The following is a 19321-nucleotide window of genomic DNA, read 5'->3' on the forward strand; positions in this document are numbered from 1 at the left end:
TACATAACTTCATTTTTATTATAACAAACAACAAGAGAATCCCCAAGATAATAAAGGCTAAGTTGGCAATTTATGGGGTAGAAATACACTTAGCAACAAGTGTGTATTGCAGGCTGTCTATGTACTCTTGCAAATGGAGGGGAAAAGTTTAGTTCTAGCTGATTATCACAACAACACTATACAATCCTGAAAAGGAGGTGCTGTTAACTGTAAAGATGAAAATGGGGGGTATGTAAATAATACAAAAGCTAAACGTAAGTAATCCTGTGGTGAGGCGAAACATAAACGAAAGATAAACGTAATATAAACGAAAGTTTTCTTGCTAAAACATAAGTTAAACTTGCAGCAAAATTTTACTCTTTGCTGATTACTCATGCTTATCTATACTTCACAAAATCTTACTTTCATCTTGAATTAAATCACATCTTCTTTATCATAAAATTTAGTAAATGATTGGCAAAAAAGAGGTGCTTCACACCAGTTAAGTTCTGAACAACAAAGGACTATAGATTGCCTTAAGGCTATTTGGTTTTAAGTTTAGGTTCTACATAATCAAATAGGCGAACCAAATAAAGATAATTTTTAGTCTGTGAAATTACAGCTTCGTGTAAATTAACATTGGGGAGATGTTAAGTAAGAAGTAGCAACTGATATTATAAAGTTGTAATTTATCCTTTTTTAGGGGCTTGGAGATTTTTTAACCTCTAATTTAGAGTTTTTTCTTCTCTTTGTGGTGGTTAAAGGGTGTGTATAAATTTTGTGAAAATTTACAAAATTTTAACTATACCCGTGATTTTTGTGTGGGTATTTTTGCTTCAGAATATTTCTTTCGTTATTTTCGTTTAAATTTGACGGCAGAGTTTCAGTAAAAAGTGCCATTTACTCGAAAGTATCTTATTGATAAGTGTAGATTGAATTTTTGAGGGTAGCTGTTTTCGCAATTAGGGCTTAAAAAATGCCACTTTAAGGGATTTTTCTGTAATATATAAGCAGGAGAACAAGATTCTCCTGCACTTTACGTATATTTGCGGATTAATTTTAGTTTTTATTTCCTTCTCTTAGATAGAAGTTACAAAAAGCTAAATATCATTCCCTTTCAGAGATATTAATCTATAGGCACACTCTTTACCGTTAATAATCTGACCTAGGTTGTTATGCGGCCAGCATGACAGGATTTTCTTATGACAAAAGTTGGTTTAACTTACAAGCAAGCCCAAAAAGAACTGAGCAAAAATATTGTGCGTATGACCGATTTTCATCAACGTCGGTACGCTTTTACGCTGGCTTCTAAATCAGCAAACATACGAGAATTTCTGCTGCAAGTTCCTTTTATTCTGCACTTTAATCCACCAGGCATGCGTTTCTATGTGCCTGATGCTCCACACGGAGTATATAACTTCATTCCTTTACCGCAACAATTAGAAAGCTTTGCTAACTATGCAGATGTTAACTACGACCAGTTAACTAATCCTGGGACTTATACCATTGAAGGGGTGTATGTAATGGGATCGGCAAGTTCGGTTACTTTTACCGCTGATTCAGATATAGATCTGTGGGTAGTTGTAAGTCCCGAACTTGAAGCTGTAAAGCGTCAAGCTTTACACCAAAAACTCGAGAAAATGAGTCAATGGTTACAAGCTGAACATCATGTCGAAGCAAGTTTCTATATTGTTGACTGTCAACATCTTCTTTATAATCGTCACACTAATCAAACTTTAGCTGATGGGGGAATTCGAGAAAAGATTTTCTTACTCGATGAGTTCTATCGCTCGGCTACTAAGTTAGCAGGTAAGTGGTTACTTTGGTATTTCTTACCAGAAGTTAAAGGTTATAGCTATCAAGAAGTAAAACAAGCTTTTATAGATTTTGGATTAATTCATCCATGTAACTGGATCGATTTTGGTGATATGGACTTAAAACTTTTAAGTCACCAAGCGTTTTATGCCAATGTTCTATGGTTAATCTATAAAGGTTTACAAAACCCTTTTAAATCCTTTATTAAAATCGGCTTATTAGAAGCCTATTTCAACGAATATCCTTATACTGAGTTAGTTTCGGTATCGATGAAACGTCGTATTCTGCAGCAAGATGAAGTCACAGTAACACCTCCTGTAGCGCGAGTGCCGGTAACTTTTGCGTCGGTTACTCATAAAACTTCACCAACTGCGGCAACTACGGCTCATATTTGGAAACACGGGATGTTTGATGCTACAGCTGATTCAGCTTTAAGCTTACAACATGCCGTAAACCCGCATGCCCAAGCGTCAATTGACACTGGGGGCGCTGCTGCATGGGTAAAAAATCGTTTAGCCGAAAAAGCCCATGCACATTGGCAAAGTCAACAGCAAGCGCAAAGTGCAAGCAATAGCACTAGTACGACTAATGCTACCCAAGCAACTAAACCTAAAGCTTATAAAGTATCTCCTTTAGCTACGACTACAGCCGAAATTTGGACGGCTGGGGCGATTAATGCCACTATTGCTAAAGCAGCTGGTTTATTAGTTGAAGATCCATCTTCAACTAATAAAACACCCAACGTTAATGACGACTATAGCTTTATGCACCTTTATGGTACAGAGCAAGCTGCAAGTTCGACTTACTTTGGGATTGGTTTTGACGCTTATGAGATGGTGTTAGATAAGGTATTAGCTTATTTAACTTCGATTGGTGATACTAATCGTCAGTATTTAGCAATAACCAGCTTTCTTTTAAAAGTAAATAAACTCTTTCAGCCAAGCATTAATCGCATTATGCAGCGCTTAAAATGTCATGAGCGCAAGGCAATAGATTATTTACTTGATAATCTAAGTGACTTTTCTGATCCTTATATTAAAGTGCCAACTGATTTACGTCAGATGCTCATTCGCTTACAGCAAAGATATGCAATCAATAAAATTGATCTGCAAATTGCTCTACGCTTTAAGTATTGGCATATTGGGGAATTAGTTAAATACACTGATGATTATAAAAAAGCTTTAGTGCGTACTTATCTTTCACTATATAAATTTGTTTTACAAATCCCAAGTGAAAGTAAGAAAGCTATTAGCTTTACTGATAAGCAAGAGCTACAGGCTATTGAACAAGCCGTTGTTAGTTTATTTGTTCACCACCGTAACCAGATTATGATCTATAACCGTTATCCGGAATTAGATCTTAGTGAACCATTCTTATACTTTGGTTGGTTTGACAATCAACAAGATGCTTCGAATATAGTTTGGTACGTAGTGAATGTGGATAAGCATAACCCATTAGCTAATGCTGAACGTAAACACTTAGAAATTAACTACGACTTAATAAGTTTAGTTTGTTGGTGTTACTTTAATGGTTTAATTACGGCCAAAACTCGCATTCAGTTAAAACAAAATCCATACTTTAACCAAGAAATGCTGGTAAACCTGATTAAAGGTTTACGTAATCGTGGCAATTTAGGTTCGTACTTTGGACGTTTGTCGCGTGCGGTATCGGATTATTTATTTGAAGATAACCAAGTGTACCGTGATCCGGTGACCGGTCTGATGGCACAAGGGAAAGGGCATGTTAGTGCTAATAGTGTTAATCCTACTACTATTAGTGCAATTAACCATATCCCAGCGGTAAATAAAATTTTCCGTGAACAAACACCAGCATTTTTACAACCAAAATCCCATAAAGAAAACACTAATCTTGCTCCAAGTTTAGATACGGTGGTACAGGATTTTGTTACGAGTGAAGAGCTCAAAGAGCAAATGCGTAACCAAGGAATGCTTACTTGGGAGGAAGATAAAAGAGATGCGCATATTGCTTATTCAACCTTAGTTGATTTAAGTACTCCTGAATTACCAGTTAATGCTACGCAATTAGTAACTAGTGCTAGCTCAGAGTTAGTTGCTAATGCTAATGAAGCTTTAGGCTTAAACGAAGAAGCAAGCAAAGAAGTTACTGCAAGTAATGCAGGTCTTAGTCAAAGTCAATTTGCTAATGCAGCAGTAACAATTACTAACTCTGAACAGTATGAACTGCAAGAGACTGAAGAGATAGTTGTCTCTTCGTACGAGCTTTCACAAGAAGCGGATAAAGAACAAGCCCGAGTACTATCTCTAGCGCAAGAGCATAAGCAAGAGACTGAGCAAAAATCAACTGCAGAAGAAACAACTAGCTTACATCTGGTTGGCGTGCCGGTAACACCTGTGCAGCAACCACAGGTGGAGTTAGAAGAACAATCTAAACTTACTTCTTTAGAAGAGCAAGACAAGATTACTTCTTTAGATCTTATTGCTACTTCAGATAATGCTAGTGCAACTATTGCAGCTATCACTGATACGGTAGCTCCGCAACTTGTAATGTCGCTAGACAATACTTCGACGCAAGTAAAAGTTGAACAAGTACAAGTCACAAGTATGGTGAACTTAAGTCGCCAAGATACATATGTATCAGGCAGTATGAAGTTCCCTGCAGGTTTAGCTTTAGCGGTGCAAGAAGATGTAAATCTTACAGATCTCATGTACCTAACTAAAGGGAAAGCAGTCGTAAGTTTACATTCGTCTTTAGCCAACGAAGATGTTTGCCAAATGCTTGTAGGTGCAGCGGTATCTTTACCAGTGACAGATCTTTCGCAAACTTTAACCGTTGATCTGTATAAAGCGCAATTACAAGCACGTACCGAGTTACAAACTTATCCATTTATGGAGGTTAATACCGAGCACGAACTACAAGCAGTTAAACCACAAGGTAAACTCTATGCTTGGAAGAACGCCGGTCCAGGACAAGAGATCCCTATAGACACTAGTTATATCTCTGACTTAAAAATTGAAAGTAAGTTTAAGGGGCAAGGAAGAGTATCTTTCCTAGTGCAAGATACTCATAGTAAAGAGAATAGTGGTTTCAATGCGGAGAATAGTCAGCAAGGCTTAACCTTAGGAGGTAATGCCTCGCGTGCAACCTGTCTTGAATTAGCTCCAAAAGTAGATAATAGTTCGGTAGAGAAAATCACCTGTGCAGCTACCTTAGCTGCAACTAAAGCTTGGCAAGCTGGCGGTGGTTTAACCGCTGAACCAGAGCAAACTACTTATACCCAAGATAAAGCTATTACCACAGCAACTTTCTTAGCAACTAATCTTGAAACTATTACGGCACAAATAACGCTAAATAGTAATCAGCAAGGTAATAAGCAAGCTGCAAGTCATAGCAACTACTTAAATAACAATCTAAATCCGAGCCTAAATAATAGTAACGAACAAACTACTATTGCCCTTAATCCAAGATCAACTAATTACGCAGCTCTCTTAACCCAAGTAATTAGAGAAAGTAACCAAGAGCAAAGCGAAGTAATTAGTTTAACCTTACCGGAAATTACTACGGAACAAGTTAATAGTAACGAGAAAGTTAAACCACCTAAAGTACTGCAAATTATGCAGTCAATTAGTTCGTTCTTCTATTTGTTTAGTGTTACGAGTGCAAGTAATTACTGGAATAATAAACCTCAAGCCTTTGTTTATCATGATCTAAGTAAGCTAGCTCGCGAGTATTACGCTAGTTTAGCTTTAGCCCCACAAGGCTTTATGCTCAAAAACTACTTACCAGCAGTAGTAAGTCAAGGTTATACAGTTAAAGAAATTTTCTTAGGGATTACCCCAGCCGTACAAGTAACCCAAGCAGCAGCCAAAGCTGTAGCTCAACTAGTAAAACGTACCTTTACTAAAGAAATTTCTTATGTATCTCCTACAACTGATCGTAGTTGGTATAGTTATGCTTCTTTAGATCAACAAGCGGAAAATGCTGCTTTACCAGAAAGTGGTGATCTAGGTTATGAGCTAGCTGGTCGTGATATCTATGCTCATGCAGCTGCTTTAGCAGCCGCGCAAGTAATGGCGCAACAAGTTGCGCAGCAACTACAAGCTCAAGTAGAACAAAGCAAAGTAGCTTCAGAACAATACTACACTAGCGAAGTTGTTAATCAGGAAAAAAAATCAGCTTTAGAGATCGTAACTTTACTCCGTAATCGTGCGAAATGCTTAGATGGTCGGATCTTTGAATATATTAAAGATAAGGTTACGGCAAATAGTATTAATAACGCCGATGAAGTTAACTCTAATAATTCTCAAACTGATTTTGGTAAGCATGAGCAAGGATTAGCAACAGCAGAGAAAGCGCAACTAGTTAATGATTCAACTTTAGTTAGCGATGAGCAAGCTGCAGTAACTGATGATGTTCAAACACAAGTTAAGCATAAGCAAGCTGCAAATACTGAACCTACAGCAGTTGAGCATGAGCAAACCGAACATGCTAAAGCTGCCTCAACGATTACAGCTCTACATGCACGAGTAACTGCTCCTTATAGTTCAACTCCTTACCCTAGACGTATTTATACACGCATGGGTATCAATTTGAACTTAGCCCATCATTATTTACAAGGTGAGGCGGTACAGCATACTGAAGAGACTTCTACAGTTGCTAATCATGATATTGAACGTGAACAACCAATTTCTAATGAACTGTTACATGTAGAAGTAGTTGCTGCTCCAAGAGGTGAAGAAAGAGAAAATGCTGCACGCACTTTAAGTGCTCGAGCTAATCCATCTTTTGCTTCGGTAGAACAAGAACTAGCAAACTCTGATGTTGTTACGTCTCAAGTTGTATCTCAAGAAGTTAATGCTCTTGAAAATGCTACTGCTAATAAGAAAAGTAGTCAGCTAAATCTAGCTCAAGACGATAATTCGTCTAAAGCAGATCCATTACAAGGAATAGCTAATGCTTTAGAAACTTTAGCGCAAGATAATGACTTAATAAGACAACAAACTAAAGGTTATAACACCTTATTCCAACAAAAAGTTGTTAATGAAAAAGGTGAATCTCAAACCCATAGTGTGTCTCTCCAACCATTAACCACTGAAGTTGAAAATGCAATTGCTACAGTATTTAGTGAACAAGCTACGGCAGCTTATGTACATACAGCTGTACCTGAAACTCCAGGGGCACATGCTGATGGACATGTTACTTATGGGCAAGTGCATCTTAGAGATTTAAGTCCAGCAGCAGATCATATGGATTTACCAAATTTCCATATGCAAACTGCGTGGCAAAAACTCCAAACTCAAGCCCAAGCAGAAAACATTAACTTAGGACAACAAGTCTATCCGTTAACCCAAATAGCAGGTACAACGGATAACTGGGAATTACTCTTAAGTTATGCTGCAGCTGCTGATAGTTATAATCTCTGGCAAGTACAAGCTCATGAGCATGCACAAGCATCTTTAGCGCAGCGTCTTGCTAATGCAGGAGATCAAGCACGAGATCGGGCTTTACAAGCAGCGAATTTAGTTGCAGTTGCAACTGCAAGTTCAGCTCTAACTCAAGGTTATACAGCTTCACCAGATCAGTCACACATTGCCAACTACATTACCAATGCTAAACTGACCGATCATGAAGTTAATAATCAATTAGCCGAGCATGAACAAGCAAGTGAGCAACAAACACCAGCAAGTATTAACTTCCGTTCATGGTATGAATTACCATCAGCTAAATCTCCACAATCTCTAACGCAATTACGTAGCGGCTTGCAACAAGAAACTAAAATTGTTGTCCCTATTTCAGCTGAAAGTGAAATTCTTGCGGCGCAAGTGTTAGATGAATTAGGGATTATAGGTTTAAACGTACCAACAACTGTTGATGAACAGGTTTATGGAGATATTGCTTCCAAAGACCGAAATACAGTTAGTGTAGATGAGGTCGTTGGTAGGACTAATGCAGTAGCTGAAACTACAAATGTAGAAGGTGCGGTTTCAGTCTCTTCAAGTGTTGGAAATAACAAGTATGAAAATCTCGAAGGACAACAACCTACAATTCTCCAAACTGGAGAGGTTAATCCTTTAGCTACTGAAAGTACAAGCAATAGCCAAGCTGATAATGCTGCGTTATTTGTAAGTACTGATGTTTACCTTACAGCTAACACTGAGCAAGAAGAGGGTAAAGGTACTGCTACAGAAGTTATTTCTGACACTACAGCAGATGCTACAACAGAAAGTCGAATTGATGCTGCTGTTGTTGAAACCACAGCAGAAACTCCGGTTGTTGCTACAACTGAAACTACAGTTGATACTACAGCTCAAACTACAGACCAAACCACTGCTAACTCATCGCACTACGAAAGTTATTCACCGTTACCAAGTTTATATAATCGTACGGTGCGTAATGGTTATGCTTTAGATAATCTAGCGCGAGTGACTAGCGCTTTAGCAAAAACTTCAGCTGATTCTCCTAAAGAAGCTGACCTTAAAGTAGAGGCGTCTGTAGTTCCAGCTCCTAAACCTTTATCGGCTTATCTTTTACCGGTTAAAGGAGCTCTACACTGGTATAACTATGATCCGCAATTAATGTTAATTGTTTTAGCGCACTTTAGAGATTATCGGGCTCTAAACTACAATTACATTAATTACTTAGGTAATCTTATTTATGCCAAAGTAAAAATCTGTGTTACAGGAAAAGAACAAATCCGCGTTTATCACCAAAACCTCCGTTATCTAACCGAAGACAATATCTTATTAGAGTTAGGCACACCTGTAGACTACACTTTAAGCGATAAGCTTGAAGTCGATGTCTTAGCAACTAATGCCATGACTAATAATGAGTTTGCTCATTTACTGCCACCATTTAGTGGTGCAGGAGCTGGTTTAAGTTCGGTAACGGTGCTTTTAGATAAGAATGCGCAGATTAATCCTAATGGCAAGCAAAGCTTAGATGCTATTGCTGCTGCGGCAGTAATACCACCTTTAGCTCCATCCTTTAGTACTCTTAGTACTGAAAGCATAAGTACAGATCCTTTAACTACAGATACGCGCTTACAAAAATATCTGAATATGCTAGGTAATAAGCAACATACTTTAGCTAAGCCGCTCATTGTCGATGATGACTATGACTTTGTGCAAACAGCTAAGTTTATGTTGCCAGGATTTGCTGATCATCCTACCCCTACAGTTGAAAGTCTAAATCAAGCTTTACGAGGTGAAGTAACTATGCAATCTTTACCTTTACAGTCACCAGTTAATGTTGCACTAAGTAATGGTAATGAAAGCTTAAAAGCAGTAACCTCATCTGACTTATACGGCTCAGGCACAAACAATAACAGCAGTAGACAAGATAACTTAAGGGTAAATGAGGCTGCAAGTACTAGCTTTGCAAGTACTACAAATCCAGAAAGTGCTGCAAGTGCTGCAAATCCTGCAAGTACTGCAAGTACTGCAAGTACAAGCTTAGGCAATACAGAGCAAGCATCTACGCTTGTTAATGTAAGCGAGACCCAAGTAGAGCTACAAGGCAAAGGTAATACCCAAAGTTTAGCAACTGCTAAGCATAGTGCGATTAAAGTAGCAACCAGTGCGAACAACTTGGATGCGCAAAGCGCTAGTCAAACCGAGGTTATACCAGCGCAAGACTTAGAAACGCAAGCCACGCATGCTTTAGGGCAAGCGCGACGTAGGGTTCACAATTTAACTTCACAAGATCAATTAGTTGAGACTGTTGATGCTCTTGCTTCTAGTAACCAAGCAACATTCTTAACTCCAGAACTAACAAGTGAATTAACCCAAGTATTAACTCCGCTTAATAGCTCTCTAGCTATATCAACACCTTTAGCAAGTTATGCCCAAGTGTGGAAATATAAACGCCAAGAGTTATTAGTTAACCATGTGTTACAAACGGCTCATATTGCTGGAGCACAAGCTGCAGCTCATGCTGCAGCTGCTAGTCTCGAGCAAACGGCTGCGATATCTCCTTGGTTAAATCATCCGGAACAATTGGGACAAGTAATTGAAGTTTATCCTTTTGTGCATGGACAAAAACTTTACGGCTTAATGCATAAAGTTCGCTTAGATCCTGGTATCCAAGCTGCTAATTTAGTGTCTGTACCTACGGCTATAGGTTCTTACTTAGGGGAAAATTGTGATACCTTAGAAGCTATAGTGCGTTATGCTCAACCAGGGCTTAATGCTCGCACTGAGTTTGCGCAAGTGCTACGGCAACGTCGTCTAGCTGTAGTTAACGACTTATTAACTTACGCTTTAGACTTTAAACGAGCGCAAGCTTATAAGTATACGGTTGAACATACAAGTCAAGATTTACCATTACCTTTCTCACGTGATTGGAACTTAATAAATCTTAGACATTTATATCAACCATATACTAGTCCGTCAGTATCTTTAGCTCGGCATTTAGAGAGTTTTAATGCTCTCTACTTACCATCTTCTCTGGCAGCTCAAGATACGCCATTATCTGAGTTTAAAGTTAATCTTACAGACAAGCAACAAGCAATTATTGCTCCAAGTACTTTAACTTTAGACGCAAGTAAACTTAATGCCTCTAAACCACCTAAAGCTGCCGTAACTAAAACGACAGCGGCTAATATTGCTTTAGCAGATTTAAGTACTCCTCTGCCGCGCCAAAGTAATGATTACTTAAGTCCAGCTGATCTCTTAAACTTAAATCAAGCCACAAGCTCTTATGGTTTAGAAGCTAACTTAAATCTAGGTGCTCTAGCTACTCATGGGGAAGTAGATACTGAACCATTAGTTTTAGACTTAGCGCAACTGCAATATACTACTCGTGGCAAGGTAAATATTGACATGGGAGTTCTAGCGCAGTTTAAAGCGGCTCAAACAACTAAACAAGAAAAAACTGAGGTTAATTCTTTAATTACGAGCCCTTTAGCGGCCGAGCTAACCAATGAGCAAAACCAACAACTATTAGTTAGTAATGATACGCAGCAACCAGACAATGGAGATAAGTCTGCACCTATCCAAACTACCATTTCTCATCTGGCGAATATTTTTGCAACTAACTACTTGGACGAAGCCGAACAAATCGCTTCAGCCTATGTGTTTGTAAAATATTTACCACAACTAACGACTCCAGAAATTGGTAACTTACGTGCAAGTCTAGATTTAATGCAATATAGTTTTGCGCGCATAAGTAGTCGTTTAATTGAGTATTTTAGTTTGGTGTACATCACTAAAGTAGGTACTTATCGTAATGTAAGATTTACAGGACAACAAGCTTTACCGCATTTGATTCGTTATATGCAAGAACACTTAGGCAGTAAACATAAACTACCAAACATAAGTGTGCATAAGCTTAATGGACCAAATGTAAGCTATATAAACCAGTTAGTTTTACAAGCGATAACCCAAACTTTACAAGAAAAACAAGAAGCTGTGCGCAGTGCTCGTTTAGAACAAGAAGTTAAACAACAAACCTTACAACTAGAGTTTATGGCGGTATATCATGTACCTCAATGCTTAAGTCCGGACTTAGCTCTAGGTAAGGTTAATAGTTTAATTCAAGGACTAACAGCTCAACAGCAGCGTGTTTTATCTGCTGTCCAAGCGCAACAACGCCTAGGGATTATGCAACTCTGGGTAGAGATAACTCCTCTATCTGAAGTTGATATGCAATATGATCTCTATTTAAGTACTCCTGACAATCTGTTCTATGCTTATTGGCAAGTACAAGGCTTTTTAGAAGCTTTATTGCAAGATGCCCTATGGTCGGTGTATCCGGCAGCAAGTGCACAAGTACTTAATCTTCAAGTCTCTCTGGTAGAGCAAGATGAGCAACAACAATGTCGTTTTACTCTTATTCCAGAGTGGTCGCAAGTATTAATATAAAAAAAGATCCAAGATAGTAATATCTTGGATCTTTTTTTGTCTTAGTCGTGCGTTACGGCTTGTACAAGTTTAGCATTAGTTTGGGCTAATACAGGATTAGCTATAGCTACACTAAATGGTACAAACGGTAAGACAAACGTAAAGTTATCAGCTAACCAATAAGGTTTAGCAAATTCAGAAGCCGCATTGCGTAGTGCTTGTTTACGAATTAAATAACAACCATTACTATGAGCTGGTAAGGTTGGCATTAATTGTAAATCTTGCAGATCACTTACAATTAAGTATTCTTGCGGATAAGTAAGCAGTTGTTTATGTGTTCCAAGGTTTAAGTCACCTAGAGGTTTAAACGTATCTACTTGTTCCACTTGCGTAAGAATTAATTGTAAATGTTTAGCATAAGGAGACTTAGCATAAGACAAGATTTCATTTAAGCGTTCACGCCATTGCTGATTAAACATTAGTGGCGTTTGGCAAATTAGCACCCAATCTTGCTCGCCAATAGTATCGTCGGCAAGGATTTGCGTATAAAGCTGACAATGACTAGCGGTTTGTGCCATGGCTTGTGGCGTTGGTTTATAACCAGCTAAGCGTTGGAACAGGTCAGTATTAAACTTAGTAGCTAGTTGCTTGTCATTAGGGTTAACAGCTGCTTGAGCATTAAACTCTAATGGCGCAACTTGATGCTTAAAGTAAGCTAAGGCTTGAGGGGCGCTCGGATCATAAAGTACAAACTTGTGTAATTGACTTACATGATCTTGTGTACCTACTTTACGGGCAGTATCTTGAGCAAAGAAACGCTGGAGACTAGTCATCGAAGTATCACGTGATTGATGTAAACTTGGACGTGGCGATGTTTGCGCAAAGAATTGCTGCATGTAGTTGTTAATTGCTAACGCAGGTTCAATTTGCCCAACCTTAGTTTCAGGTAACACTAACTCTCTAAACTCTTCAAGCTTAAAGGTAAATGTATTAAAGGCTAAAGCACGGGCTTTAGCACGTAAAGCTCCAACGTTTAAGAGTAGAAGATTTGGTGTGAGAGTAGCAGACACGCTTCTCGAGCTTAAAGCTTCACTACTTACAGAATTTGAATCATCAAGCCATTTTACGCGTGGGTAAATTAACTGCCAGTCAGTTAATACATACTCACCTTTACTAATAATTTGTGCTTGTGGCCAAACATATGAAAGAGTAGTATTAGCTTGGCTATATAAACTATTAGTACCTAGGAGGTAGTCGTTTGGAGTTAAAGCATCTACGTATTGGGCAATTTGCTTACGCACAACTTTATCTTGGTTGGTACGACTATCTTGGTTAGTATACGGAGTATTAATCTGCTGACTAAAGTCAATGTACTCATTACTAATGCGTTGAGCATTTTGCTGCATAAATTTAAAGACACGCTCTTTAACAGCTTGTAAGTCGGCTTTACTTGCCAGACGTTTAAAGCTATCAACGCCATTTTGTGGAAAGGTGTTGTGCCCAGTGTGGCTTTGTAAAAAGCGCGTAATTACTTGCAGCGATGAGTTTTGATCACTAGTAGCGTTAGTATTAGAATTGGTATTAGCAGCTTGTTCGAGCTCTTGACGCAGAATACCTACTTGTTGTGCACTTAATGCCGCTAAGTTTACTTGCCACAGGCGACTAAGTTCAACTTGGCGTTGTTGATCTTGGGCACTTAAGAGACTAGGCTCTACTCCAGCTAAGCGTAAGAACTCTTCGCTATCTGGCAGACTACCCATAAAGGCTTCAGTACTTGCAAGATAGAGTGGAGCTTGCAGACTAGCACCTTGATCCTGAGCGGCATTTGTTTGGCTTTCCTCGGCATTTGCTTGCTCCTGTGCTGCTTCATCTTGCTCCTCTACGGCATTTGCTTGAGAGGCTAGCGCTTGCTGCGTAGGAGCTGCAAGGAAGTTATCCGCAAGGATGCCATATAACACTTCAACTGGTTGATAAGTTAGAGCTAGATTATTTTCCCATTGGTAGCTCGTTTGCGCCAAGGCTTGAGCTGCATTAAGTGTATAACGAGCATTTACTTGCGCTACTGGTAACACACTATAGCCAGCTTCTGCTTTAGCACAAGTCGCTAGAGCATTATTACCAGCACGAGCTGCATAAGTAGCTTTAAAGTTACGCTCGCTAGTTGTCCCTAAAACTAAAGCTCCAGTCTCAGGTTGCTGATAAGCTAGGCTAAAGAGTTGAGCATTAAGTTTTTGTTGCCAATGGGTATCAAGCACTACATTATCCGAACTTAGTAGTACCCAATCGTGATTACCAAGATTAGGATCAGTAAGCACTTGCGTAAGTAATTTCCCCCATGCGAATTCGGTACGTAAAGTATTTAAACTTGCATGCGGAGTTAAATACTCAAGCTGTCCTTGTTTAGTTTGCAGTGAGAGATACTCTTGGAACTCGGCTTGATTTACTTGCGGTAAGGTTACTAACTTAAAATCAGCGGTATGAGCTTGAGCATAGAAACGTGATAATTGTGAAGTTGGACGCCATGCAAATGCTCCTTGATCTGCTAAGACATATTTTTGGATATGACTACTTAAGTTATAACCTTGGCACGGTAGTCTTAGATCATTAGGAAATACCGGCACTTCTTGTTGCACTAAAGTTTGTAAAAACTCTTGCTGGGTTGCACTTAAGCTTTGCCAATGCTCTAATGAGGCATTCACTTGCTCTTTAATGTACTCTTTGTACTCTACATGCGAAGGGATTACTACTTGTAAACTCCCTGCCAGAGCTAAATCGGTAAGTACTTGCGGTTGCGCTTTCGTCAGTTGGCTAAAAGCAACACTTAAACTAGGTAAGATTACACGGGCTGAGCATTGAGCAAGAATCTGCGTTAAGCTTAAATCAATTTGCTTGCCTAAATCTTGCGCAAACTCAGGTTGTTTATAGCTGGCTAAAGCTTGGTTAACACTTAAATACATATTAGCTAAATGTTTAGCTGTAGCTTTAGTTAGAGCATAAGCTTCTCCGGTAAATGCAAGTTCAGGATTAGCTTGAGCTAGCATACTAGCTTGTAAGTAAGGCTCTTGGTACTGCCATAATGGATGGTTAGCCATTTTCTCATGTACATAGTTTTGTACAGGATCGTTAATAGGTAAGAGGTTACTTACTTGCAGTTTAGCTAGAGCGCTCTCTGTAAACTCGTGCTCTTTAGCATGCCAAGCAAGAAATTGCGGATGCCCTAAGTGCACAATTGGCATTAAGCCTTGGATATTTGCAGCTTCTTGTTCTTGTGATTCTTGTTGAGGTTGCTGTTCTTGCTGTTCTTGCTGATTTTGTTGAGCTTGTTGAGCTTGTTCTTGCGCAGCTTGTTGTTTAACTTGCTCTATAGCAAGATCTAACTTGCGTTGCCAATGCGGAGCTAAGGCAGTACCTTGCTCAACAATTACCACCCAAGCTTGCTCATCTAGACTCGGATCAAGGGCAATGTTTTGCCATAAACGTAAATGGCTTAGCACTTGCGTTTTTTGTGTAGCACTTATTTCAGTGCTAAACAAATCCGGAATCTCTGGCGGTAAGCTTGCCCAATTTACGGCTTGTACAGTCGTAAATTGACGCACAAAAGGCGTAAAGCTTGCTGCAAAGTCGCGTGCTGCGTCTAAGCCAGTAAGCATATAAGCCCGAAATTTGGTTTGTGCCATAAAATTTAATTTTCCTGCGTAATAAATAATGGCGGAAACACGGTAGCAAAGGCTACACTATGGAAGTAAAGCATATTCGGTAAATCACCATGACGCCAACTAATTTTTTCGCTTGCGACTTTATATTCAGCAATGTCATAACTGAAAATAAAGTAAGCACGAGGATATTGTTCAGCGTATTGATTGAGCACCTGAATGCTTAGATACGGATTGATTTTTAAGTAGGTAGTATCTGCTTGATCCCCAAAGACATAATATTGCGGATAAGCTTCTGGTGCAATTACGTAATCCGTAAACTTATAGCCAAACTGATTAACTTGCTCATCATACATAGGTAAGCTAGTTAAATCACGTCCTTGTTGAGCTAATTGCGCCGCTAGATCTACATGTCCTGGTAAGGCTAAAGGATTACCGTCTACGGCCTTAAGCGCTCGCTCCATAAAGGTGTTTTGGAGGAGAATAAAACCAGTATTTGTATTTAAACGTGAAGCTACAGCCGTCACTACTAAGTTGAGATAATTCGCTAGTTGATTAGTTAATGGCAGCTGATTATCTTCAATAACTAAGAAGTAATTATGCACTTCGGTAGTTAGTTTGTGAATGTACTTATAGGCTTCTTGGTGCATAATCGCCAAGATCATTTCTTCACGTCCAGGTAAACACTTATAGCGCTCTTGATATGCAGCTTGGTTATAGAATTTATCTAATAATTCTTGATCGCTGTATTTCTCGTAATCAGCACGCGGGATAATATGTGTTACTTCCGGATAACGTTGTTTAATCTGCACGGTTGTAAGTTTATTTTGCAGAATAATTACGTGTTTATGAATAAAGTTAAGCGGTTTGTAGAGTTCTTTATTGCGTAAACGTTGACGATTTTGCAGAATTACGTTTTCGCGGTCATCGTTAATTAACGAGTTAAACTCTTCGACGTTTTGTTGACTTAACATCGGTAGCGAGTAAGTATAAGCGTCTGGTTTAAAAGCAAAAAACTGTGGAAAATCATCAGCTACCCAATAAGGACGACTCTGATTAATAAAACGCGCTTGGCGTAATAAAGATTTACGGAACAGATAGTTCGATGAACCATAACTTACAACATTGTGCGGGAAGAAAATACTTTGCCCTTGTTGTAAGTAGTACAGGTCTTCGTCGGCAAAATTAAAGAAAGTAATTTTCTTTAATTGCTCAAGGCTTAATTCGCTATCTTTGTTTAGATTATTGTTATTAAGCTGAATAAACTCTGGAGCTGCTTGGTTTTGTGTTTGTAGATAATGCAGTAAGTGATTTAAGCGTTGATACCAATCAGCGCGGAATACTGTATCGTCTTCACAAACTAAAATCCATTGATCATCGGCAATTGAATCATCAGCTAGCACTTGTTGATATAAGTGCATATGTGAGAGCGTACAACCAATCTCTCCTGGAGCAACAGGACGTTCGTAAATTTGATAGAACTTAAGGACGTCGAATTGCTCGTGCACTTGTTCTGGGCTTAGATCTTTACCATATACGGCTGGGATGATTTGGAAATCGTGCGTATAAGGTTGGGCTAAGAAAGCTTGTTTACGTTCTACTGATTGCGGTAAGTTAATTAAGAACTTAGGCATAGGAGCAACGTAATCTGGAGTTTGCGATTTATTGCTTTGACTATAACGTAAAGATCTTTGGCTTTGACGATTAGTGCGACGCACTTGGCGTGAAGTTAGAGCATACAGATCGTTTTGCGCCTGAGCAAAATCCTTCACCTTAGTATTAGGAATGCTTAAAGGTGGATTAAGTTGCACAATATCATGAGCACTAAAAACTTTAATCAGATTAGTAATCTGTAAAAACTCAAACATAAACAATGGCGCAGCCATTGCCATTACCTGACTATCACTTAAAGTTTGCCAGTCTACAAGTTCGGCAAGGGCATTAAGATCAACAAAAGGATGATTTTGTCCGTGACTTTGACGTAATAAGTAATTAAAGCTTAAGAGGCTTTGTAGCGTAGCGGTTTGGCGCTCATGCGGAGTTAGCTGTTTAGCTAAGTTAGTTAGTGCTTGCACTTGCTCGCTTAGTTGGCGGTAAATTTTACTGCTTTTTTCTAAGCGATAGCCTTGGAACATATTGTAAGCTTCAGGCACAGTGTTCAGATAATCTTCGATTAGATCATAGTTACTGTTTTGCTCATAAAACTCTTGTTCCACTTGGGTTGTATGAGCTTGCTGTTTTTGCAGCTCGGCTTGTCTTGCTTGGATACTTGCAGGATCAAGTACTACTTTACTTAATCTATCACGTAAGCGCTCTAAGTAAGAGAAGATAAATTGCTTACTAAAGAGCCAAAAATCTATATCTCGTCGCACAAAACGCACGAGTGAATTTAGCGTTTGTGCATAAAAGTCATGCTCTAAATAGAGCTGCGGACTTAAGGTTGGCAGTAAAGATAATGATTTATGCAGAGACTCATCAAAGTTTTGATGGGACTGTTTAAAGAAGTTAGCAGGTAAATAGTTAAAATCCGTAGCACCATCAACACTACCAGCAATCATTAAGTTACTGCTTACAAGGTTGGCCGTTACGCGTAAAGCTTGATTTAAACGCGCTTTCCAGTACGGAGCTAATTCATTATCAGCATTAAGGACAATAAAGTAATCACCAGCTTTAAAGTCTTGGTTTACTAATAATGCTTGGAAAATGCGATATAGGGCAATGCTTTTATTTAAATGCTCTTTGTAGACAAGGAGTTGGCTATTACCGATCGTATTCACCATAATCGTCCACGCATTAGCTAGACTTTGTTGCTCATGAGCTGAAGGTGAACTTAAGGCTACCGGAATAAAGTCAGCTGTATCCTCTTGGCGATAAAAGTAACTTAAAGTATAAGGGTCTTGCTCATCATAGGTAACAAACTTAGGCATTTGCGCTACATAGTCGTAGCCAAGGCTTTTTTGCTCGACTACGATCTGCATGCCTAGCATATAGTTAACATACTTTTGCGCGTCAAACGAGAGAACAATTTGTCCTTGATGATGCTGACTAACACCGAGATCCGGATTAGCTGCATAGGCTTGCCCTAAACGATAATCTGTAAGAATTAACTCCCATTGTCCAGGATGCCAAGCAATAGTTTTATGCCAAGGGGCAGCATCAATTCTAGGACGTTCAAGCGCAGGTGCGGCTTGATAAAACTTAGCCTCTTGGGCTGCAAGCTTAGCTATAGCTTGTTGTGCTTGTGCTACTTGTTGTTGCATTAATGCAGCATCAACTTGCAGCTGTTGCACAATTTGGCGTACTGTTGCTACTTTAATTAAGTAGAACGGACTATAAGCCTGTTGGTTGTTTAATTCAAGTTTAAGCGCCTGATTTAAACTCTCGAAGTTACACGTCGAGTTCTTTAAATTAATTGTTGCAAACTCTTTAGCTTTTTGTCCGTGTAGATTATAAATATCTTGGGCTTGCTCACTGGCAAAGTTAAAAGGATCGGCTTGCTCAAGATAAGCTGCAAATTCAGGCATTAAAGCAGCACGCTGACTTTGATACCGAGCTTGCTCTAAGCTAAAAGTAGTTGTTAGCTCTTGCGCTTGGATTTGCTCGTTTGTTTGCGGATCATATTGTGCAGGCTCACGACTTAATAATGATAAATTCTTAAGATTAGATAAATTAATTACCCCAATCTTAGCTGCAAGCGGATCAGTTGTCAGCACATGCAGAATATCTTCTACTTGTTCTTGCCAATTTGAAGCAAGGATTTGTCCGTTCTCACAAACAACTACCCATTGCTCATCACTAAGTTGTTCATCGCTCGCAATTAAAGCATAGAGGTCTAAGTGTGCAAGGATTTGTTGTTGCAAGGTCATCGATACTTGCTCGTCATTGTTTAGCGTAGCTTTATAAGCTTGCGCATCAAAGCGAGCCGCTAATTGCGCTTCACTGTAGTTAAAGGCTGGGACATGCGTAAAAATCTGCGCTCCAGGTTGACGACAACTTAGGGCATAAGAAAGATTATGCCCTAAGAGTAATAAATAAGATTTAGCGAGTTTAGTCATA

General features: G+C 39.1%; 3 protein-coding genes. 1 reads left to right on the top strand and 2 read right to left on the bottom strand.

Features of this window, described 5'->3' with window-relative positions; genetic code table 11:
• Positions 1-1181: 1181 nt before the first annotated feature.
• On the top strand, positions 1182-11633 hold the full coding sequence (locus CKF58_RS01230; protein ID WP_119530171.1) for a class I adenylate cyclase: 10452 nt from the start codon (positions 1182-1184) through the stop codon (positions 11631-11633).
• A 41-nt stretch (positions 11634-11674) separates the two neighbouring features.
• Here CKF58_RS01230 and CKF58_RS01235 read toward each other — a convergent pair whose 3' ends face one another.
• Complete coding sequence (locus CKF58_RS01235; protein ID WP_119530172.1) at positions 11675-15289, bottom strand: hypothetical protein; 3615 nt, start codon at positions 15287-15289, stop codon at positions 11675-11677.
• Positions 15290-15294: 5 nt separating this feature from the next.
• Positions 15295-19320 carry a glycosyltransferase family 25 protein gene (locus CKF58_RS01240; RefSeq protein ID WP_222987645.1) on the bottom strand — a complete coding sequence of 1342 codons (4026 nt, stop codon included), beginning with the start codon at positions 19318-19320 and terminating at the stop codon, positions 15295-15297.
• Position 19321 lies beyond the last annotated feature (1 nt).

Origin of the sequence: Psittacicella hinzii, assembly GCF_003585935.1 — a bacterium.
GTDB lineage: Bacteria > Pseudomonadota > Gammaproteobacteria > Enterobacterales > Psittacicellaceae > Psittacicella > Psittacicella hinzii.

Bases quoted from the DNA above. Each gene is read 5' to 3' on its own strand.
- CKF58_RS01230 (WP_119530171.1), top strand. From the start codon at position 1,182: ATGACAAAAGTTGGTTTAACTTACAAGCAAGCCCAAAAAGAACTGAGC.
- CKF58_RS01235 (WP_119530172.1), bottom strand. From the start codon at position 15,289: ATGGCACAAACCAAATTTCGGGCTTATATGCTTACTGGCTTAGACGCA.
- CKF58_RS01240 (WP_222987645.1), bottom strand. From the start codon at position 19,320: ATGACTAAACTCGCTAAATCTTATTTATTACTCTTAGGGCATAATCTT.